The sequence below is a fragment of the Pseudomonas sp. FA-1 genome, assembly GCF_056856075.1.
In genome coordinates, this window is record NZ_JBWXTH010000001.1 from 76,223 (window position 1) to 97,042 (window position 20,820).

The following is a 20,820-nucleotide window of genomic DNA, read 5'->3' on the forward strand; positions in this document are numbered from 1 at the left end:
ACTCAACGCTTGAGTTTCAGGCTCAGCAGGGTGGAGCGGGCATTCTTGCTCACGCGGTCGATCAAGACATCGCGGTTCTGCTCGTAGAGGCCACGATGGAAGACCAGCGCAGCAACACCGGTATACGTGGTGCTGCCATTGCTGTTCCATTTGAACAGCAGGAAGTTGCCGTTCACGTCCGGCTCGGCATCGGTATGGACAGCGGTCAGCAGCATGACCACCTCACCGTTGGCCGACTGGTTGCACTGTGCCAGGCTCAGGCCGCTGCGATCCTTTTCGAGGGTGTCGCGCTGAAGCAATTCGATGGCTTCGGGGCTATTGGCAAGCGCGTCGATCGCCGCCGTGCCGACCTCCTTGGCAGCACCGATGATGCCACCGGACAGAAAGCCCAGCGCCACCTGCAACCCCTTGCCCAGCAAGTTGCTGACCTGCAACTGCACATTACTGCTGACGGTGCGGTTCATTTCATAGCGAACCGGTATCCACCCCGTTTGCTGCATGATGTCGATGTAGAAGCCGAACCATTGGTCCGCCTGGTTCGTCGGGTGAAACTGCGCGGTGGCCGCCTGGGTGGCGAAGACATGACATTCCTTGGCAGCGTCACAGTTCGCCTTGCTCATGTGGTCAGGGAAGACGAACAGGTTCTTGTCAGCCAGCACTTCGACGCGCTGATTCTCGATTTTTTCGCTCATGGCCATGGTTCCTCGGTAGGTTGAAGCTGGAGCCGGGTGACTCCAGCCATCAACCTACCGAGCGCGACAGGCCGTGCCTGCCGCGAAAGGCTTCCTGGCCCGGTAAGCCTCCAACCCTCAGGGTCGGGCGCCGTACCAACGCGGTGTATAGACCCATTCGCCGCCGCCAGGGCGCTCGAACCGGCAGGTGGTCGAGGACCCCACCAACACCATGGTGCGCATGTCGACCATTTCCGGCTCCAGCTCGGCCAAGGTGACGACCCTGAGCGTCTGCCCTGGCCTACCGATATCTCGGCCAAGGACTACAGGTGTTTGCCCGTCACGGTGCTGGCGCACGATGTCCAGGGCACGCCCCAGCTGCCAGGGCCGCGAACGTGATATCGGATTGTAGAAGGCCAGCACCAGGTCAGCCTGGGCGGCAAGGTCCAGGCGCCGCTCGATGATCGACCAAGGCTTGAGGTTGTCCGACAACGACATGACGCAGAAGTCATGGCCCAGCGGCGCCCCCGCCTGGGCAGCGGTGGCCAGCGAAGCCGAGACCCCGGGCAGGATCTCCAGGTCCACCCGATGCCAGGCCGGGTCACTGGATTCGTGCAAGGCTTCGAGCACGGCGGCTGCCATGGCGAACACCCCCGGGTCCCCGGAGGACACCACCACCACTGAACGCCCCTGGGCCGCCAGCTCGAAGGCATGACGGGCGCGTTGCATCTCTTCGCGGTTGTCGGTGCAATGCAGTACCTGGTCCTCACGGAACGGGCCGGCCATACGCACATAGGTCTCGTAGCCGAGTACGTCCTGGGCACGGGCCAGCTCGGCCTTGACCGCCGGAACCATCAGCTCGGCCGCGCCGGGGCCAAGCCCGATCACGGCCAGGCGCCCTCGACGCCTGCCCACCTGCAGGGCATCCACGGGCGCCGCAGCCACTGCGACGACGAGACCATCCTGTTCGATCAACCGGGCTCCGGGCACGGCTTCGGCGACCATCCCGGCAAGGTCCGAGGCCAGGGTGGCGAAGCGCAGTTCGACGCCCAGTGCTTGCGCCGCATCGTGCAGGCCCTGGTCGGCCATGGCCTGCTCCGCGGCCAGCAGGCAGACCAGCGATTGCTCGGCGATACCAGCCTTGCGCAGCCCCTCACGTACCCGCTCGACGACACCCGAACCACCGCCCTCGACCGCCACGACCACGCAGTGGGCGTGGATCAACAACTCGTCACGGCTGGCTGGCCGCGCTTCACAGCCCACATGGATGGCGCGCTGGGCAGCCCGGTCCTGCGGCAGGTGCGCCTGGGCAAGCCAGGGCGCCTCGCCTTCCACGCGTACCGCCTCACCGGCCAACAGGTCGGAGACGAAGCGCTTGCCCTGCTCCAGGTCCGCCAGTGTGTAGCCTGGCGGCGGGTTGAGCAGGCAGGTGCCGAAACGCAGCTCGCCACTGGTGGTGATGGCCGGTGCTACATCCAGCGCCAGGCCGATCTCCCGGGCCATGACATTGACCCCGCCCAGGCCACCCAGCAGCGGCACCACGGCGCTGCCATCCTCGGCCACCGCCAGTACCGGTGGCTCGGCGCCCTTTTCCGCGAGCAGGCCGGCCAGGCTGCGAATCACGATGCCGGCAGCACACAAAGCAATGATCGGTGAGCCCTGCCGGTAGAGCTGGCGCAGGGTGTCACCGAAGTTGTCGTAGCGTGCATCCACGTCCTCGACCCGCCCTTGCAGGCCATGGATCGTCGCCTGTGGATAACACCGCTGGATCCGCTGCGCGGTAGCCAGGCTGCCGGGGCCGAGGATGACGATCGCCGGGGCCTTCTGCATGTTCAGCCCTGCCATTTTTCACCCGGCACGACGATCAGCGAGAAGTATGGCGAGGATTGCGGGTCCACCTCGTCCAGCGGGACGATCTTCTGGTTGGCCATGGTCGCACGCTCCACGTAGAGCGCACGTTCGTCCAGGCCCAGTTCGCCCAGCACCTGGCGCACCTTGGGGAAGTTTCGCCCAAGCTTCATGATCACGGCAGCGTCGGCATCGGCCAGGCGCCGCTTGAGTTCGTCATGGGGCAACACGCCGGAGAGGACCGACAGGCTCTGGTTGCGATACACCAGCGGCGCGCCCAGCACCGAGGCCCCTCCGAGCATCGAACACACGCCAGGGACGACCTCGGCCTCGTAGCGCTGGGCCAGACGGTCGTGCAGGTACATGTAGGAGCCGTAGAAGAACGGGTCGCCCTCGCAGATCACCGCCACGTCACGCCCAGCGTCCAGGTGCGCGGCCACCTGCACGGCGGCCTCGTCGTAGAAGTCGCTGATCACCTGTTCGTAGGACAGCGGCGCCGGCAGCACTTCGGTCGTCACCGGATACACCAGTGGCAGCAAGGTCTGCGCCGCCTGCAGGTGCGCCTCGATGATGCCGAAGGCATTGCCCCGCTTGCCCTTGGCCACGAAGTAGGCCACCACGGGGGCCTCGCGCAGCAGGCGCAGGGCCTTGACCGTGATCAGTTCCGGGTCGCCGGGGCCTACGCCCAGGCCGAACAGACGTCCACGCGGCTGCATTATTCCACCTCCGTGGCCAGGGCGTTGACCGCGGCGGCGGCCATCGCGCTGCCGCCCAGGCGGCCCTGCATGATCACGAACGGCACGCCGCGGCTGTCGGCGGCCAGCATCGCCTTGGACTCCGCGGCGCCGACGAAGCCCACCGGGAAGCCCAGGATCAGTGCAGGCTTGGGCGCGCCGGCGTCGAGCATCTCCAGCAGGTAGAACAATGCGGTCGGGGCGTTGCCGATCACCACCACGCTGCCCTCCAGGTACGGGCGCCACAGTTCCAGGGCCACGGCCGAGCGGGTGTTGCCCTGCGCCTTGGCAAGGTCCGGTACGCTGGGGTCGCGCAAGGTGCAGATCACCGGGTTGTCGGCCGGCAGGCGCGCGCGGGTCACGCCTTCGGCGACCATGTGTGCGTCACAGAGGATCGGCGCGCCCTTGGCCAGGGCTTCGCGGCCGGCACGCCCGGCACCTTCGGAAAACTGCAGGCCGTCGATGGCATCGACCATGCCACAGGCATGGATCACCCGTACGGCGAGCTTCTCCAGGTCGGCGGGTATCCGCTCGAGCCGGGCTTCCTCGCGGATGATCCGGAAGGAATTGCGATAGATCTCCTGACCATCGCGGATGTAGTCAATCATCAAGGTGCTCCGTCGGCAGGTCGAGCATGGCGCCTGCTTCTTCTGGGGTGATGTCGGTTGCGCGAAGCCTGCCGAAACCCGGCTGGTGCCTGTCGCGCAGATAAAGGTCGTATCGGCCCGGTGAGCGGGCCAGCAAGGTGGCCGGGGCGACGTGGGCCGCAGCGCAGGAGCGGGGGCAGCCGGACAGGTGCACGCTGCCGGGGCGCCCGGCCTGCAGCAAGGGCGCGAGCGCCAGGGCATCAGCCTTGGTGTCGGCCAAGGCCTTGGCGCACCCCGTTGAGCCGGTACAGGCGGTGAGCCGGGCAAGGGGGTGATCGGCGTGGCAAAGCAGCCCCAGGGCGTGCAATGCTGCCTGGGCCTGCTCGAGCCGCGCCGGGTTCAGGTTGGGTATCACCAGGCTTTGCCAAGGGCTCAGGCGCAGGCTGCCATCACCCGCGGTATGGGCCACGCCAGCAATGCCGCGCAATTGGCTCGAGGTCAGGCGCCCCAACGGCGGAGCGATACCCAGGGCCATGCCCTGTCGCTGGGCCAAGGGGCCAAGCCAAGGGGCCCGGGCCGGCGCGCGGCGCCAGCCGAGTACCGCTGCATCACGGCGGATATCCAGGCCCAGGCCGCCGATGAACGCGTCGACCGGGCAATCGGCGAGCAACTGGCGCATGCGCGACTGCTGCGGCCCGGCCAGGTCGAGGAAGCGCACCAGCACTGCCTGCACCAGCGTCAGCCCCTGTTCGACCGGCACGGCGCCCATCGCCTGGCCAGGGCACCCGGCCAGGCCGAACGCAAGCCAGGTGTGCTGGTCGAGCGTCATTGCCGACAGCCACAGGTCATGGGGGTGCTCGAGCATCGCCAGGCCTTCGCCGCCGTCGAGCTGGATGGCGAACTTGGCCGACAGTTCATGCAAGCGAGGGGTGGTTTCCAGCATCCGCAGCATTTCCCCGGCCAATGGGCGGGTATCGAGCAGCATGGCGGGGTCGAGACCTGCGAGCGGGCTGAGCATCAGGTTACGCACATCGTCGAATGCGGCATCACGCGGCCCGAGCCCGGCATCGAGCAAGTTCTGCACCAGGCCCTGGCGGTCGTGGCCAATGCCACGGATCTGCAGGTTGGCGCGGTTGGTCGCTTCGATCACGCCCGTGGCGAAACGCTCGGCAGCGTCGGCTACGGCCTCGGCCTGCCCGGCCTGCAGCACGCCACCAGGCAGCTTGATGCGGCAGATCCCACCGTCGCGCGCATCGACGATGCGCCACAACCCCGGGCAGGCCGAGGGGCGGGGCGACACGAGGGTGCTTGGTGGCTGCGTCAAGGGGGCATCCGGCATCTTGAAAATGCGCTTGAGTGTAGAAGGCGCGGTATTATGCCTGCTTTGTCCGGCGGCATGAAAAACCGGCGGTCGAACACGACACAGAATTTCAGGGCGGTACACGCGGACTCTGTAGCCGCGGGCTTGCCCCGCGATGGGCTGCAGCGCAGCCCCAACATGGCGGATCAACAACAGATGGCACCCTGGCTGACAATAGTGGGCATCGGCGAAGACGGCTTCAACGGCTTGGGCAAGCAGGCCCGACGCGCCGTGCTGAGTGCCCCACGGATCTTTGGAAGCCCGCGCCAGCTGGCGCTCCTGCCTCGCTGCGTGGCTGGCGAACGCCTGAACTGGCCGAGCCCGTTCTCCCTGGCTCCGGTCCTGGCCCTGCGTGGCGAGCCGGTGTGCGTGCTGGCCAGCGGCGACCCGATGTTCTACGGCGTCGGTGCCAGCCTCGCCCGCCACCTACCCGCCGAAGAGCTGCTGGTGCTGCCGATGCCATCGTCCTGCGCCCTGGCCGCCGCCCGCCTGGGCTGGGCGTTGCAGGACGTGCAGGTGGTGTCGCTCGTCGCCCGCCCCCTGGCCGCGCTCAATGCCCACCTCTACAGCGGCCTGCGCCTGCTGGTGCTGAGCAACGACGGCGACAGCCCGGCGGCCATCGCCCATCTGCTTTGCGAGCGCGGCTTCGGCCCCAGCCGGCTGCAGGTCCTCGAACACCTGGGCGGCCCCCAGGCACGCCAGTTGTCCGGCAGCGCAGAAGACTGGCCCCACGGCCGGGCCGCAGACCTGAACCTGGTGGCCATCGAATGCCAGGCCTCGGCCACCACCCTGCAGCTGTCGCCCGTTGTCGGCCTGCCCGATAACGCCTTTCGCCATGACGGCCAGCTGACCAAGCGCGACGTGCGCGCCATCACCCTCGCCCGCCTGGCCCCTCGCCCTGGTCAGCTGCTGTGGGATGTGGGCGCCGGCTGCGGATCGATCGGCATCGAGTGGATGCGCGCCCACCCCAGTTGCCGCACCCTGGCCATCGAGGCCGACCAAGGGCGCCAGGCGCATATCGAGCATAACCGCGACGCCCTCGGCGTACCCGGCTTGCAACTGGTCCGCGGCAAGGCCCCCGAAGCGCTCGCCGGGCTTGAGCACCCCGATGCGGTCTTCATCGGTGGCGGCGTCACCGGCGATGGCGTACTGGCCACGTGCTGGGAGCGGCTGCGCCCTGGCGGGCGTCTGGTGGCCAATGCCGTGACCCTGCAGAGCGAACTGGCCCTGGCCACGTTTCGCGACACCCATGGCGGCGAGCTGACCCGCCTCCACGTGGCCCATGCCCAGCCCCTGGGCAGCTTCGACACCTGGCGCCAGGCCCTGCCGATCACCCTGCTCGACGTGGTGAAACCTCTCGATGCGTGAAGAAACCCGCGAGAACGCCGCGCCCCTGCGCAGCGGCCTGACCACCGGCAGCTGCGCCACGGCCACCAGCCTGGCAGCGGCGCGCCTGCTGCTCACCGGCGAACCTGCCGATGCCGTGGAGATCACTTTGCCCAAGGGCAGGCAGGTGCAGATGCGCCTGGAATTCTGCCGCCTCACCGCCGCAGGCGCCGAGGCCGGCACGTTGAAGGATGCCGGCGATGACCCCGACGTGACCCACGGCGCCCTGCTCTACAGCCAGGTGCGCCTGCTCGATGCGCCAGGCGTGCGCTTCGTCGCCGGCGCGGGCGTGGGCACGGTCACCCGCCCGGGCCTGGTACTGGCGGTGGGCGAGCCAGCCATCAACCCGGTACCGCGGCGCATGATCAGCGAACACCTGCAACGCCTGGCGGACGCGTGCGGCCATGCAGGGGGTTTCGAAGTGACCGTCAACGTGCGCGACGGCGAACAGCTTGCCCTCAAGACCATGAACCCGCGCCTGGGCATCCTCGGCGGGCTGTCGATCCTCGGCACCAGCGGCATCGTCCGGCCATTCTCCTGCTCGGCCTACATCGCCTCGATCCAGCAAGGCATCGACGTTGCCCACACCAACGGCTACACCCACATCGCCGCCTGCACCGGCAACGCCAGCGAAGACACCATGCGCCAGGTCTACGGCCTGCCGGAAATCGCCCTGATCGAGATGGGCGACTTCGTCGGCGCCGTGCTCAAGCATCTGCGCAAGGTACCGGTACCGCGCCTGACCCTGTGTGGCGGCTTCGGCAAGATCAGCAAGCTCGCCGCCGGGCACATGGACCTGCACAGCCGCAGCTCGAGCATCGACCTACCCCAGCTGGCGCGCTGGGCTGCCGACATCGGCGCGGACTCAACGCTACAGGCGGCCATCATCGGCGCCAACACCAGCCAGCAGGCCCTGGCCCTGGCCCACACGGCGGGCATCGCCCTGGGCGATACAGTGTGCGCCCACGCCCTGGCGTTCGCGCGCAGCGTGGTGCCGGCCCAGGTGCAGGTCGAGGTGTTCGCCATCGATCGCCAAGGTGGCATCGTCGGCAGGGCGGGCGTGCAATGAGCATGCGCATCCTGCTGCTTGGCGGCGTCAGCGAAGCCCTGGCCATTGCCCGCCAGCTGGGGCCTGAACATATCTACAGCCTCGCCGGCATCGGCCGCGTGCCCCAGGACCTCGCCTGCCAGGTGCGCGTGGGCGGCTATGGCGGCGCCGATGGCCTGGCCACCTACCTGCGCGAGGAACGCATCAGCCTGCTGATCGACGCCACTCACCCGTATGCGGCGCAGATCAGCGCCAACGCAGCCCAGGCCGCCGCCACCGTCGGAATTCCCTGCTGGGCCCTGCGCCGGCCTGCCTGGCAGCCCCAGGCGGGCGATGACTGGCGCGAGGTGGACGGCTGGGCCGAGCTGATCAAGGCCCTCGCACCCTTCGAGCGGCCCTTGTTCACCCTCGGTCGCGAGCCCTTGCAGCACCTGCATGAAATCCCTGCCCACCAGTTCTGGACGTTGCGCGCCCTTGAGGCCTGCCCCGGCAACGAGCGCTGTGAGGTGATCGGTGCACGCGGGCCGTTCCACCTCGCGGACGAGCGCGCCTTGTTCGCCCGGCGGCGAATCGATGTGCTGGTGAGCAAGAACAGCGGCAGCACCGCCACCGAGCCCAAGCTCGAGGTGGCCCGGGAGCTGGGGGTGCCGGTACTGGTGCTCAAGCGGCCGGTATTGCCCAAAGTCGACCGGGAGTATGAAGAGGTACGCTTGCTTCTGAACGCCATTGCCGACCTTGGCCAGCCTCGCCCGATGTATATCCCATTGACATATACCAACTGAAGCCCAAACGTCGGACATACATTCTTGCTTCCCAGGAGGCTCGTCATGGATCAAGGTGCTGTCTTCAAAAGCAACCGCAGCCAGGCCATCCGTTTGCCCAAATCACTAGCCCTTCCCGAAGAAGTCACTCGCGTGGATATCGTCGCTGTTGGCCGTGCCCGCATCATTACGCCTGCTGGAGAAGCGTGGGATAGCTGGTTCGATGGAGAGGATGCAAGCCAGGACTTCATGGCCAGCCGCGACCAACCTGCCGACCAGGAGCGCGAAGGGTTCTGATGCTCAGGTACATGCTCGATACCAATATCTGCATCTTCACGATCAAGAACAAACCGCAATGTGTGCGTGAAGCGTTCAATCGCCACCATGGCCAATTGTCGATCAGCACCGTCACCTTGATGGAACTGGTTTACGGCGCAGAAAAATCCGCCGCCCCCGAGCGTAATCTGGCGGTCATCGAAGGTTTCGCTGCACGACTGGAGGTTCTGGAGTACGACAACCATGCTGCAGCTCACACAGGTCAACTACGAGCGGAACTTGCACGTGAAGGTCGCCCCATCGGGCCCTACGACCAGATGATCGCGGGCCACGCCAGAGCGCGCGGCCTGGTACTGGTCACCAACAACCGGCGAGCATTCCTTCGTGTGCCGGGGTTACGTGTAGAAGACTGGCTGTCTTCTGCCCGTTGACCTGTCAGGTATTTCGGCGGGCATCGCTCACAGCGCCAGCTTTTACGGGGACCACCTTGAGAAAGCCCCTACACCCAACCCTCACCCATGGTGCGACACTTCATCGCACCCGGGCTTTTTTACCTATACTCGCCCTTACAATAGCCACCTGATTCCTGACCGGATCTCTCCCATGACCCCACGTCGGCACATTGCGTGGATAGCCTGCCTGGCAGTGCTGTTCAACCTGCTGGCCATGCCGCTGTCGTCGGCCGCGCCCAAAGGGCCGGCCGAGCAGCTGCTGTGGGGTGCCTTCTGTTCGAGCATGGCGAACAAGAGCAAGGTCGATGTCCAGGCCCTGGCCAAGATCGACCTGGGGCCGCAGAGCGACGACAGCGCCAGCATGATGAATTGCTGGTGCTGCTCCGGCGCCGCGCCCCTGCTCGCATTGCCCGGCTACCCTGCGCAGCTGCATAACCCGCCGCTGATGCAAGCCGGCTTCGTAGCGCCTCTTGCCGACTACCGACCCACGCCGCGCCAGCTATGGCCGGCGCTCAATCCCCGCGCGTCCCCCCTGGCCTGAGTTCACCCCGCTGTCTGCCTGAACCTGTACAGATCGGAGACTCACCATGCTCAAGCACATCCTCGTCCTGGCCGCCCTGATGCTGCCCGGCGCTTTCGCCAATGCCCATGAATACACCGTGGGCAACCTGCATATCGCCCACCCCTGGTCCCTGGCGCTGCCGCCCAACGCCCCCAATGTCGCGGCCTACTTCGTCGTGCACAACAACGGCCAGCAGGACGACCGCCTGCTCTCGGTCGACAGCCCCATCACCGACGACGCCCAGTTGCACGAGCACGCCAGGACTGCCGATGGCCTGATGAAAATGCAGCAGGTGCCCAGCGTCCCGGTGCCGGCAGGCAAGGACCTGATCTTTGCCCCCAGCGCCTATCACGTGATGCTGATGCAACCCAAAGATCGCAGCCTGCTCAGCGATGGCAAGCGCTTCCCGCTGACCCTGCACTTCGAGAAAGCCGGCGATGTCACCGTCGAGGTGGCCGTGCAGCAGCAGCCACCTGCCGAGCAGCAAACGCACACACATAGCCACTGATCGTCGACGAACAGTCATGAGCCTGCCGCGCAACCGGTTCGCCCGCACTTCCCGCCCTGACCGTAGGCGCTTGGGGGGTGGCTGGCTGAGCCTGTTCGCCATGTGGATGATCTTCATCGGCCCGCTGGTTTCCCAGTCGATGCCGATGGAGCACCACGCCGGCATGACCATGTCCATGCCGATGGACATGGCGATGGCGGCCGAGCACGACCATGGCAGTGCAGGCCACCACGGCCAGGCCGATGGCAAGCTGCATGTGGTCTGGGAAAAATGCGGCTACTGCAGCCTGCTGTTCAATTGCCCGGCCCTGCCCCAGACCCTCAGCCCGCTCAACGCCGCGGCCACCCTCCCCCCACTGCTCACGCCCGCCCCGGTTCGCCAAGGGCATGCTCGCCAGGCCATATTCCCGGGCGCTCGCAGCCGCGCTCCACCCCTTTCGATCATCGCCTGAACACAACCTGCCAACGCACGGAGCCACAGAGCTTCGCGCCTGTTCACGACTGATCGACTGGAATCACTATGTCCGGCTGTACCCCTGTTTTTGCACTTTCCCTGCGCGGCACCCTCGCCGCCCTGTGCGGCTCGCTGCTTGCCCCCGTGGCCTTGGCCGCCGAAACCGGCCGCCTCGAAGGCCATGTGCATGACCCGGCCGAGCTGAGCCCGACGGTGGTCACCGCCATCGCCCCCAGCTCGCCGCTGACCGTGGTCGCCAACCCCAAGGACCCACGCCAGCCCGTGCCGGCCAGCGACGGTGCCGACTATCTCAAGACCATCCCCGGCTTCTCGGCCATCCGCGCAGGTGGCACCAATGGCGACCCAGTGCTGCGTGGCATGTTCGGCTCGCGGCTGAACATCCTCACCAACGGCGGCGTGATGCTGGGCGCCTGCCCCAGCCGCATGGACGCACCAACGTCCTACATCTCGCCGGAAACCTACGACCGACTGACAGTGATCAAGGGCCCGCAGAGCGTGATCTGGGGCCCGGGCGGTTCGGCCGGAACCATCCTCTTCGAGCGCGAGCCGGAGCAGTTCGGCGAACTCGGCAGCCGCGTCAACGCCAGCCTGCTGGCCGGCTCCCATGGCCGCTTCGACAAAGTGCTCGATGCCGCTGCCGGCACCCGCCAGGGCTACGCCCGCTTCGTCGGCAATCAGTCGCGAGCCGATGACTACGACGACGGTAACGGTGACACGGTGCCCTCACGCTGGGACAAGTGGAACGGCGACGTCACCCTCGGCTGGACGCCGGACCAGGACACCCTGCTGGAACTCACCGCCGGCAAGGGCGACGGCGAGGCCCGCTACGCCGGGCGCGGCATGGACGGCTCGCAGTTCAAGCGCGAGAGCCTGGGCCTGCGTTTCGAGAAGTCCAACCTGGGCGAAGTGCTCGACAAGGTCGAGGCACAGGTCTACTACAACTACGCCGACCATGTGATGGACAACTACAGCCTGCGCACACCGGGCATGATGGCGATGGTCAGCAACGTCGACCGTCGCACCATGGGCGCACGCGTCAAGGCCACCTGGCGCTGGGCCGATGTGCAGTTGGTTTCCGGTATCGATGCGCAGACCAACGAACACCGCAAGCGCGGTGGCATGGCGGTGGACGCACACAAGGGCCAGCCCTGGACCAAGGACGCCGACTTCCACAACTATGGGCTGTTCAGCGAGCTGACCTGGTACGCCACCGGTGAGGATCGCCTGGTTACCGGGGCACGCCTCGATCGCGCCTCGGCCCGCGATTTCCGCAAGAACAGCCCTACCGCCGGGGACACCCGCGCCGACACCCTGCCCAGCGGTTTCGTGCGCTACGAGCACGACCTGATGGCGATTCCTGCCACCACCTACATCGGCCTTGGTCATGCCCAACGCTTCCCAGACTACTGGGAGCTGTTCTCGCCCAAACAGGGACCGAACGGTTCGCGCAATGCCTTCGACAGCATCAAGCCGGAAAAGACCACCCAGCTGGACTTCGGCATCCAGTACCGCGATGAGCGCCTGGACGCCTGGGCCTCGGGCTATGTCGGGCAGATCCGTGACTACATCCTGTTCGACTATCAAGGCATGAACAGCCAGGCACGCAATATCGACGCCCGTATCATGGGCGGCGAACTCGGCGCGGCCTACAAGCTGAACGAAAACTGGAAAGCCGACGCCACCGTAGCCTACGCCTGGGGCAAGAACAGCAGCGACGACAAGGCCCTGCCGCAGATGCCGCCATTGGAAAGCCGCCTCGGCCTGACCTACAGCCGCGACACCTGGAGCGTCGGAGCCCTGTGGCGCCTGGTGGCGGCGCAGAACCGCATCGCCGAGAACCAGGGCAACGTGGTCGGCAAGGACTACGAGAACAGCGCGGGCTTCGGCGTGTTCTCGTTCAACGGCGCCTACAAGGTGAACCGCAACCTCAAGCTCAGCGCAGGCGTCGACAACCTGTTCGACAAGGCCTACGCCGAGCATCTGAACCTGGCCGGGAACGCCGGGTTCGGCTACCCGGCCAGCGACCCGCAGCCGGTGATGGAGCCCGGCAGGACCTTCTGGACCAAGGTCGACATCAGCTTCTGACAACAACGACCCAGGCGCGGCCGCCCCCGCGCCTGACCGGTCTCTCGGGAGGTTCACATGAACGAAAAACGCATCTCCTTCTACAACCTGGCCTGGCGCTGGCATTTCTATGCCGGTCTGTTCGTCGCGCCCTTCATGATCCTGCTGGCAATCACCGGGATCATCTACCTGTTCAAGCCCCAGCTCGACCCACTGCTCTACCGCGACCTGATGGTGGTCGAGGCCGGCCACCACCGGCAGGACGCCGACACGCTCCTGGCCGAGGTACGTCGGGCTTATCCACAGGGGCATGTGGGCCAGTACCTGCCGCCGGTCAGTGCCGAACGCAGCGCGCAGTTCGTGGTGCACGACGGCGGGCGCGAACTGAACGTGTTCATCGACCCGTACAGCGCCAAGGTACTCGGCGAGCAGGACGGCAAGAACAACCTGCAGGCAGTGGCCAGGGCCCTGCACGGTGAGCTGATGGTCGGCACCGTGGGTGATCGGCTGATGGAGCTGGCCGCCGGCTGGGGCATCGTGCTGGTGGTGTCCGGCCTGTACCTGTGGTGGCCACGCGGACGCAGCAGTGCTGGCGTGTTGTGGCCACGGCTGTCGGCACGCGGCAGGGTGCTGTGGCGCGACCTGCATGCGGTCACGGGGTTCTGGGGCTCGCTCCTGCTGCTGTTGATGCTGCTCAGCGGCATGACTTGGACGGGCCTGTGGGGCAAGCAGTACGCCGACCTGTGGAATCGCTTCCCGGCGGCCATGTGGAACGACGTGCCCAAGTCCGATCAGCAGGCCCGCGAGCTGAACAATGCCCACCGCCAGACCGTGCCCTGGGCCGTGGAGAATACGCCGATGCCGGTGTCCGGCGCCCATGCCGAGCATGCAGGCCACCACGCCATGGCCAGCGGCCCCGCAGCCCCCCAGGTGACCTTGCAACAGGTCGAGGACGTGGCCACCGCGCGCAAGGTCGAGCCAGGCTACAGCATCACCCTGCCGACCACCGCCGAAGGCGTGTTCACCATCGCGGTGTTCGCCGACGACCCTCGCAATGACGCCACCCTGCACGTGGACCAGTACACCGGCCGGGTGCTGGCCGATGTGCGCTGGCAGGACTACAGCCCGGTCGCCCGCGCTACCGAGCTTGGGGTGATGCTGCACGAAGGGAAGATGTTCGGGCCGCTCAACCAGCTCATCATCCTGCTGGTGTGCCTGATGATCCTGCTGGGCTCGGTCAGCGGGCTGGTGATGTGGTGGAAGCGCCGCCCCAACGGTGGCCTGGGTGTGCCGCCGCTGCGCCATGACCTGCCACGCTGGAAGACCGCCACAGGGGTGATGCTGGTGCTGGGTGTCGCGTTCCCGCTGGTGGGAATGTCGATGCTGGTGATGTGGGCAGTCGACAGCCTGGTGGTGCGCCGCAAGGTGCTCGCCAGGGCGTGACTCCATAGGGGCCGCGGTGCGGCCCTTTCGCGGCACAAGGCCGCTCCTACAAACGAGCCGTGCCCCTGTAGGAGCGGCCTTGTGCCGCGAAAGGGCTGCACAGCAGCCCCTCTTGCACTCGCTCAGCCCAGGCAAAATGGAGTCGATCTGTCGCGCCACGATCTGGAACGCGCGTGTTAGCCTACCTGGCTTTCCCGCAAGAAGACCGATCTCAATGGAATGCAGCCCATGACCCGGACCTCCTCCACACCGGCAGACGACACCCATCTGCAACGCAACCTCACCAACCGCCATATCCAGCTGATCGCCATCGGCGGCGCCATCGGTACCGGCCTGTTCATGGGCTCGGGCAAGACCATCAGCCTGGCGGGCCCGTCGATCATCTTCGTCTACATGATCATCGGCTTCATGCTGTTCTTCGTCATGCGCGCCATGGGCGAACTGCTGCTGTCGAACCTCAACTACAAGTCCTTCATCGATTTCTCCGCCGACCTGCTGGGCCCCTGGGCCGGTTATTTCACCGGCTGGACCTACTGGTTCTGCTGGGTCATCACCGGCATCGCCGACGTGATCGCCATCGCCGCCTACTCGCAGTTCTGGTTCCCCGACCTGCCCCAGTGGATACCGGCGCTCACCTGCGTGGCGGTGCTGCTGTCGCTGAACCTGATCACCGTGAAGATGTTCGGCGAGATCGAGTTCTGGTTCGCCATGATCAAGATCGTCGCCATCCTGGGCCTGGTCGCAACGGGCCTGTACATGGTGATCACCGGCTTCGAGTCGCCCGCCGGGCGCACGGCGCAGTTGGCCAACCTGTGGAACGATGGCGGCATGTTCCCCAACGGCGTGATGGGCTTCTTTGCAGGATTCCAGATCGCCGTGTTCGCCTTCGTCGGCATCGAGCTGGTAGGCACCACGGCCGCTGAGGCGAAGAACCCCGAACGCACCCTGCCACGGGCGATCAACTCCATCCCCGTGCGCATCATCGTGTTCTACGTGCTGGCTTTGATCGCCATCATGGCAGTCACTCCGTGGCGCGACGTGGTGCCGGGCAAGAGCCCGTTCGTCGAACTGTTCGTCCTGGCCGGCCTGCCGGCGGCAGCGAGCATCATCAACTTCGTGGTGCTGACTTCAGCGGCGTCCTCGGCCAACAGCGGCGTGTTTTCCACCAGCCGCATGCTCTACGGCCTGTCCCAGGAAGGCGACGCGCCGAAGGCCTTCGAGAAGCTGTCGCGGCGGGCCGTGCCGGCCAACGGCCTGTATTTCTCCTGCACCTGCCTGCTGCTCGGTGCCGTGCTGATCTATGTGATCCCCGACCTGGTGGAGGCTTTCACCTTGGTCACCACGGTTTCGGCGCTGCTGTTCATGTTCGTCTGGACGCTGATCCTGCTGTCGTACCTGACCTACCGCAAGCACCGCCACGCACTGCACCAGGCCTCGACCTACAAGATGCCTGGCGGGCGCCTGATGTGCTATGTATGCCTGGTGTTCTTCGCCTTCATCCTGGTATTGCTGAGCCTGGAGGCCGATACCCGCGCTGCGCTGGTCGTCACGCCGCTGTGGTTCTTGATCCTGGCCGTGACCTACCAGGTGGTGCGGAACAAACGCCACCCACGCACCGCCGTGCGTGGCAACCAGGGCAGCTGAAGCTGCCCCAACCCGCACTCTCCCTTGCGAGCCGCCACCATGCACCCTGAAATCCGCGAAGCCCAGCCCGAAGACATCCCCGGCATCCTCGATATCTACAACGACGCCGTGCGCAACACCCTGGCGATCTGGAACGAAGCGCCGGTGGATCTTGCCAACCGCCTGGCCTGGTTCACCGCACGAGCCGAACAGGGCTACCCGATCCTGGTGGCGGTGGATGACAGCGGGGTGCTGGGCTATGCCTCGTTCGGGGACTGGCGGCCGTTCGAAGGGTTTCGCCACACCATCGAGCATTCGGTCTACGTGCGCAGCGACCAGCGCGGCAGGGGCCTGGGCCTGATGCTGCTGGAGGCCCTGATCGAACGGGCGCGGGCGTGCGGCAAGCATGTGATGGTCGCGGCGATCGAAAGCGGCAATGCCGCTTCGATCCGCCTGCACGAGCGGCTGGGCTTCGTGGTGACCGGGCAGATGCCGCAGGTGGGAGTGAAGTTCGGCCGCTGGCTGGACCTGACCTTCATGCAACTGATGCTCGACCCAGGGGCCGAGCCAAGGGACTGAAGGCCTGTCAGTTCGCCAACTATTGGGTTTTGCACAACCTCTGCGCGTAATCTCGGTGGGAGCTGGCGACAGCCTGCGATGGGCTGAAAAGCAGCCCCAAGCCCTCAAACGGTGGACTTAAGGGGCCGCTTTGCGGCCCATCGCAGGCTCCGCCAGCTCCCACAAGGGGCCCGCAAGGCGCCTGCACAATCAATCCAAGCAGGCTCACATATGGATGAACCGGCCCAACCGCTGGCGCAGCATGCTGTTTTCGCTGCGCAGTTGCTGCACCTCGTCCAATAGCTCCAATGCCAGGGCCACGCCCTCCCATTCCAGCTCCAGCTCCTGGTGCAGCTTCACCGCCCGCTTGGCCAGCAACGGCGCCTGGTCATCGAACAACCAGTCCTCCGGCGTTCGCCCTGAGGGTTCAACGATGCCGTGTTCGACGATTTCGATCACGCAGTCGGCCGTGATGTCGGCTTCCTGGCAGAGGGTTCGCATGTCCAGTTGAACGATCAGGGTGTTGCTCATGATCAACTACTCCATTGTGTCCTCGGATTGAACGCGGCCTTCTCGGAGAGCTTGGTCCAGAGTTCGCGCGTGGTGGCGTCCGACTGGCTGGGCATCACCACCTTGAGCTGGGCGTAGAGATCGCCGCGCTCGCCCTGCTTGTTCGCAAGGCCCATGCCCTTGACCCGCAGGCGCTGGCCGCTCTGGCTGTCGGGGCGGATGGTCAGGTTGATCTTGCCGGTCAGCGTCGGCACCGCCACCTTGGCTCCCAGGGCCGCCTCCCACGGCGCCAGAGGCACGGTGATGATCAGGTCGTGCCCTTCGACATCGAACAGCGGGTGCGGGGCCATGCGGATGGTCAGGAACAGGTCGCCATTGGCTCCACCACCGATACCCGGGGCGCCCTGGCCTTTGAGGCGGATGCGCTCACCGTCCGTCACCCCGGCAGGGATCTTGACGTTCAGGGTCTTGGTGGTGAACCCGGTACGCTGCCCGGCCGCGTTGGTCTGCGGAACCTGGAAGCTGATCTGCTTGGATTCCTTGCTCAGGGTTTCTTCAAGGAAGATCGCCAGTTCCAGCTCCACGTCCTGCCCTCGCCTGCCCGCGCTGCGCTGCTGACCACGACCGAACGGGTTGCCGCCCCGGGCGCCGAAGATCGAACTGAAGAAATCGGAGAAGTCGCCGCCTTCGAAACCACCGCCGCCGCCACGGCTTTCCCAGCCCGGCGGCGCCTGGAACGGCCTGCCGTGCTGGCCACCGTACTTGCGGATCTCGTCGAACTCGGCGCGTTTCTGGGCGTCGCCCAGCACTTCGTAGGCCTCGTTGGCCTCCTTGAATTTTTCCTCGGCGTCGCGTTCCTTGCTGACGTCAGGGTGATACTTGCGCGCGAGCTTGCGGTAGGCGGCCTTGATCGCCTTGTCATCCGCCGTCGGCTCCACGCCGAGTATCTTGTAATAGTCTTTGAAGTCCATCTAAGGCATCACCGTTGGAAATTTTTACGATGTTTCTGAAGATTGGGGTCAAGCATAGCCTTTCAAGGTTCGCCTGGGGTTGCTGTAGAGCAGACGACCGGTCTTGATTTAGCCGGCCACTGGCATAAACTGCGCGGCCGTTTTGCCTCCGGAAGCTGCTCCCCATGTCTGACGTATCCCCGGCCCGTGCCTGTGGCATCGACTTCGGCACCTCCAATTCCACGGTCGGCTGGCACCGCCCCGGCGTGGAATCGCTGATCGCCCTGGAAGACGGCAAGATCACCCTGCCCTCGGTGGTCTTCTTCAACATCGAGGAGCGGCGCCCGGTCTATGGCCGCCTGGCCCTGCACGAATACCTGGAAGGCTACGAAGGGCGCCTGATGCGCTCGCTCAAGAGCCTGCTCGGCTCCAAGCTTATCAAGCACGACACCAGCGTGCTGGGGACCGCCTTGCCGTTCAAGGACCTGCTGGGCATGTTCATCGGCGAGCTGAAGAAACGCGCCGAGGCCAATGCCGGCCGCAGCTTCGACGAAGTGGTGCTGGGCCGCCCGGTGTTCTTCGTCGACGACGACCCGGCCGCCGACCAGGAGGCCGAGGACACCTTGGCCGAGGTGGCCCGCAAGATCGGTTTCAAGGAGGTCTCGTTCCAGTACGAGCCGATCGCCGCAGCGTTCGACTACGAGTCGGGCATCAGCCGCGAAGAGCTGGTGCTGATCGTCGACATCGGCGGTGGTACCTCGGACTTCACCCTGATCCGCCTGTCACCGCAACGCCACCTGGTGGCCGAGCGCCAGAGCGATATTCTCGCCACTGGCGGCGTGCACATCGGCGGTACCGACTTCGACAAGCAACTGAGCCTGCAAGGCGTGATGCCCTTGTTCGGCTATGGCAGCCGGATGAAGAGCCAGGCCTTGATGCCCACCAGCTACCACCTCAACCTGGCGACCTGGCACACCATCAACTCGCTGTATTCGCAGAAGTCGCAACTGGCCCTGGGCAGCATGCGCTACGACATCGAGGACACCTTGGGGATAGACCGGCTGTTCAAGCTGATCGAGGAGCGTGCCGGGCACTGGCTGGCCATGGAAGTGGAAGCGAGCAAGATCGAGCTGACCGAGCACGAAAGCCGGCGCATCGACCTGGGCCGTATCGAGCCGGCGCTGGCCGTGGACCTGACCCGTGGGCTGTTCGAGGAGGCCATCGAAGGGCTGCTGGAACGGGTGCGCGGAAGCGTCAGCGAGCTGCTGAACAAGGCCGGCGTGAGCGAGGGGCAAGTGGACACGGTGTTCTTCACCGGCGGCTCCAGCGGTATCCCGGCGCTGCGCAACAGCGTGGCAGCGATGCTGCCCAATGCCCGCCATGTGGAAGGCAACATCTTCGGCAGCATCGGCAGCGGGTTGGCGATCGAGGCGCGCAAGCGCTACGGAGTAGCCTGATAACCGGCGTCTGTCTGCACCGCCCTATCGCCGGCAAGCCGGCTCCCACAGGGATTTCGCAAGCCTTGAGAGCGGCGCAATCTCGGTGGGAGCCGGCTTGCCGGCGATAGGGCCAGTGCAGGCCACCACCGAACTCAGACCAACTCCGCCCGCTTCAGCTCGCTCTTGAGGTAGGCGTAGTAGATCGGCCCCGCCACCACCCCCGGCAGCCCGAACGCCGCCTCGAACACCAGCATCGCCAGCAGCAGCTCCCACGACTTGGCACTGATCTGCCCGCCGACGATCCGCGCGTTGAGGAAGTACTCGACCTTGTGGATCACGATCAGGTAGCCCAGCGCCGCCACCGCCACCCAGATCGACAGCGACAGGCCGACGATGGTGATCAGCGTGTTGGACATCAGGTTGCCGATCACCGGCAGCAGGCCCAGCAGGAACGTCAACACGATCAGGGTCTTGGTCAACGGCAGGTGCACGCCGAACAGCGGGAACACCACGGCCAGGAAGATCCCGGTGAAGAAGGTGTTGAGCAGGGAGATCTTGATCTGCGCGAAGACGATATTGCGAAACGCCTGCACCAGCAGGCTCAGGCGTTCGAACAGCGCCGCGGCCAACGGTTTGCGCCGGGAGATGTCGGGGATCCGCTGCAGGGCGACGATGGCCCCCAGGATCATGCCGATCAGCAAGGTGACGAACATGTGCGCCATGCCCTTGCCCACCAGTTGCAGCTCGCCCAGGTGGCTCTTGAGCCAGTCGCCGATGGCCACCTTGAACTCGGCAGCGCTGGCCGGCAGGTAGCCTTCGATGAACGGCGGCAGCTGGCTGCGAGCCCGCTCTACGAGCCCCATGAACTTGTCCAGCGAAGCGCCAGGGTTTTCCGCCTCGTGCAAGAGGAAGCTGAAGGCACCTGCGATCAGCAGGGTCAGGGTGCTGACCACCAGGGTGCCGAGCAGGGCCACGGCCAGCCAGCGCGCACGCTGCCCGGCAATGACCGGTTGCAACCGGGGGGTGAGCATGTTGACCAGCTCGAACACCAGCAGGCCGGCCAACAGGCTGGGCAACAGCTTCAGGGGCAACGCCAGCAGCAGGCCGGCAAACACGATGATCCAGCTGGCCAGGGTGACCTGGCGGGGGGTGAAGGTCATACAGCCTCAACGGCAGACAACGGGAAAGATCCGCAGTCTGCCAGCCTTCGCCGTACAAACATAGGCGCAGGTCACTTCTTCTTGAGACAGTCGCTCATGAAGGCCTTGCGCTCATCGCCCTTGAGCGCCTTGCTGGTGGCATCGGCGTTGCAGGTCTTCATTTTCTCCTGCTGGGTGGTCTTCAGGCATTTGCTCATGAAGGCCTTGCGCTCGTCACCCTTGAGGGTTTGCGCGGTGGCTTCGGCGTTGCAGGTCTTCATTTTTTCTTGCTGCGCAGTGGCGGCGAATCCCTGCGCGCTGATCATCACACCCAATACCAGCAATGGTACGTGCAGCATCTTCATGAAGCATCTCCTTGTCTCCACGCTGTGTGCGCGGTCGTCGAGCAGAGTGTAGACAAAATTTG

At 65.7% G+C, this 20,820-nt stretch carries 22 protein-coding genes; 13 read left to right on the forward strand and 9 right to left on the reverse strand.

The genetic code is table 11. The features are described 5' to 3' along the window. Positions 1-2 precede the first annotated feature (2 nt). The 5 genes from AC1MHZ_RS00335 to cobG all read right to left on the reverse strand — a co-directional run bounded on the left by AC1MHZ_RS00335 (position 3) and on the right by cobG (position 5,179). Entirely contained in the window at positions 3-692 is a 690-nt protein-coding gene (locus tag AC1MHZ_RS00335) for a hypothetical protein (protein WP_084858766.1), read from the reverse strand. Between the two features lie 117 nt (positions 693-809). After that, a complete protein-coding gene (gene cobJ / locus AC1MHZ_RS00340; RefSeq protein ID WP_084858767.1) occupies positions 810-2,516 on the reverse strand; it encodes a precorrin-3B C(17)-methyltransferase in 1,707 nt (568 codons plus the stop codon). Beyond that, positions 2,504-3,235 (reverse strand): precorrin-2 C(20)-methyltransferase, encoded by a 732-nt coding sequence (locus AC1MHZ_RS00345; RefSeq protein ID WP_084858768.1) that lies wholly within the window; start codon positions 3,233-3,235, stop codon positions 2,504-2,506. The genes cobJ and AC1MHZ_RS00345 overlap by 13 nt, the downstream gene beginning before the upstream one ends. Further along, a complete protein-coding gene (locus tag AC1MHZ_RS00350; RefSeq protein WP_084858769.1) occupies positions 3,235-3,861 on the reverse strand; it encodes a precorrin-8X methylmutase in 627 nt (208 codons plus the stop codon). The genes AC1MHZ_RS00345 and AC1MHZ_RS00350 overlap by 1 nt, the downstream gene beginning before the upstream one ends. Further along, positions 3,854-5,179, reverse strand: a complete 1,326-nt coding sequence (gene cobG / locus AC1MHZ_RS00355; RefSeq protein WP_084858770.1) for a precorrin-3B synthase — start codon at positions 5,177-5,179, stop codon at positions 3,854-3,856. The genes AC1MHZ_RS00350 and cobG overlap by 8 nt, the downstream gene beginning before the upstream one ends. A 177-nt stretch (positions 5,180-5,356) precedes the next feature. Between cobG and cbiE the strand changes: the two genes are divergently transcribed. From cbiE to AC1MHZ_RS00415, 12 genes are all read left to right on the forward strand, one after another. After that, positions 5,357-6,568, forward strand: a complete 1,212-nt coding sequence (gene cbiE / locus AC1MHZ_RS00360; RefSeq protein WP_084858771.1) for a precorrin-6y C5,15-methyltransferase (decarboxylating) subunit CbiE — start codon at positions 5,357-5,359, stop codon at positions 6,566-6,568. Then, positions 6,561-7,655 carry a cobalt-precorrin-5B (C(1))-methyltransferase gene (locus AC1MHZ_RS00365; protein WP_084858772.1) on the forward strand — a complete coding sequence of 365 codons (1,095 nt, stop codon included), beginning with the start codon at positions 6,561-6,563 and terminating at the stop codon, positions 7,653-7,655. The genes cbiE and AC1MHZ_RS00365 overlap by 8 nt, the downstream gene beginning before the upstream one ends. Then, a complete protein-coding gene (locus AC1MHZ_RS00370) occupies positions 7,652-8,416 on the forward strand; it encodes a cobalt-precorrin-6A reductase (protein WP_084858773.1) in 765 nt (254 codons plus the stop codon). Before AC1MHZ_RS00365 ends, AC1MHZ_RS00370 begins: the two co-directional genes overlap by 4 nt. A 45-nt stretch (positions 8,417-8,461) precedes the next feature. After that, positions 8,462-8,692 (forward strand): type II toxin-antitoxin system VapB family antitoxin, encoded by a 231-nt coding sequence (gene vapB / locus AC1MHZ_RS00375; protein ID WP_084858774.1) that lies wholly within the window; start codon positions 8,462-8,464, stop codon positions 8,690-8,692. Further along, on the forward strand, positions 8,692-9,102 hold the full coding sequence (gene vapC / locus AC1MHZ_RS00380; protein WP_084858775.1) for a type II toxin-antitoxin system tRNA(fMet)-specific endonuclease VapC: 411 nt from the start codon (positions 8,692-8,694) through the stop codon (positions 9,100-9,102). Before vapB ends, vapC begins: the two co-directional genes overlap by 1 nt. Before the next feature lie 172 nt (positions 9,103-9,274). Beyond that, a complete protein-coding gene (locus AC1MHZ_RS00385) occupies positions 9,275-9,664 on the forward strand; it encodes a DUF2946 domain-containing protein (protein ID WP_084858776.1) in 390 nt (129 codons plus the stop codon). 46 nt (positions 9,665-9,710) lie between these two features. Further along, complete coding sequence (locus tag AC1MHZ_RS00390; protein ID WP_084858777.1) at positions 9,711-10,193, forward strand: copper chaperone PCu(A)C; 483 nt, start codon at positions 9,711-9,713, stop codon at positions 10,191-10,193. Positions 10,194-10,209: 16 nt separating this feature from the next. After that, positions 10,210-10,644, forward strand: a complete 435-nt coding sequence (locus tag AC1MHZ_RS00395) for a DUF2946 domain-containing protein (protein ID WP_416767202.1) — start codon at positions 10,210-10,212, stop codon at positions 10,642-10,644. 68 nt (positions 10,645-10,712) lie between these two features. Beyond that, positions 10,713-12,752, forward strand: coding sequence for a TonB-dependent copper receptor (locus tag AC1MHZ_RS00400; protein WP_482965919.1), 2,040 nt, complete (start codon positions 10,713-10,715; stop codon positions 12,750-12,752). Positions 12,753-12,809: 57 nt separating this feature from the next. Then, positions 12,810-14,174, forward strand: coding sequence for a PepSY-associated TM helix domain-containing protein (locus tag AC1MHZ_RS00405; protein ID WP_482965920.1), 1,365 nt, complete (start codon positions 12,810-12,812; stop codon positions 14,172-14,174). Positions 14,175-14,402: 228 nt separating this feature from the next. Then, positions 14,403-15,818, forward strand: coding sequence for a D-serine/D-alanine/glycine transporter (gene cycA / locus AC1MHZ_RS00410; protein WP_084854279.1), 1,416 nt, complete (start codon positions 14,403-14,405; stop codon positions 15,816-15,818). 39 nt (positions 15,819-15,857) lie between these two features. After that, positions 15,858-16,376 carry a GNAT family N-acetyltransferase gene (locus AC1MHZ_RS00415; protein ID WP_084854277.1) on the forward strand — a complete coding sequence of 173 codons (519 nt, stop codon included), beginning with the start codon at positions 15,858-15,860 and terminating at the stop codon, positions 16,374-16,376. Between the two features lie 204 nt (positions 16,377-16,580). Here the strand turns inward: AC1MHZ_RS00415 and AC1MHZ_RS00420 are convergent, their stop codons facing one another. Further along, positions 16,581-16,886: a chaperone modulator CbpM gene (locus AC1MHZ_RS00420; RefSeq protein WP_084854275.1), complete on the reverse strand. Its 306-nt coding sequence runs from the start codon at positions 16,884-16,886 to the stop codon at positions 16,581-16,583. A gap of 2 nt (positions 16,887-16,888) precedes the next feature. After that, positions 16,889-17,836, reverse strand: a complete 948-nt coding sequence (cbpA, locus tag AC1MHZ_RS00425; protein WP_084854273.1) for a curved DNA-binding protein — start codon at positions 17,834-17,836, stop codon at positions 16,889-16,891. A 164-nt stretch (positions 17,837-18,000) separates the two neighbouring features. On the opposite strand from cbpA, the gene AC1MHZ_RS00430 reads away from it, so the two are divergent. After that, on the forward strand, positions 18,001-19,272 hold the full coding sequence (locus AC1MHZ_RS00430; RefSeq protein ID WP_084854271.1) for an Hsp70 family protein: 1,272 nt from the start codon (positions 18,001-18,003) through the stop codon (positions 19,270-19,272). A gap of 134 nt (positions 19,273-19,406) precedes the next feature. Here the strand turns inward: AC1MHZ_RS00430 and AC1MHZ_RS00435 are convergent, their stop codons facing one another. Together AC1MHZ_RS00435 and AC1MHZ_RS00440 are read right to left on the reverse strand one after the other, a co-directional pair. Next, positions 19,407-20,414 (reverse strand): AI-2E family transporter, encoded by a 1,008-nt coding sequence (locus AC1MHZ_RS00435; RefSeq protein ID WP_084854268.1) that lies wholly within the window; start codon positions 20,412-20,414, stop codon positions 19,407-19,409. Positions 20,415-20,485: 71 nt separating this feature from the next. Beyond that, positions 20,486-20,758, reverse strand: a complete 273-nt coding sequence (locus AC1MHZ_RS00440) for a PsiF family protein (RefSeq protein WP_084854266.1) — start codon at positions 20,756-20,758, stop codon at positions 20,486-20,488. Positions 20,759-20,820 lie beyond the last annotated feature (62 nt).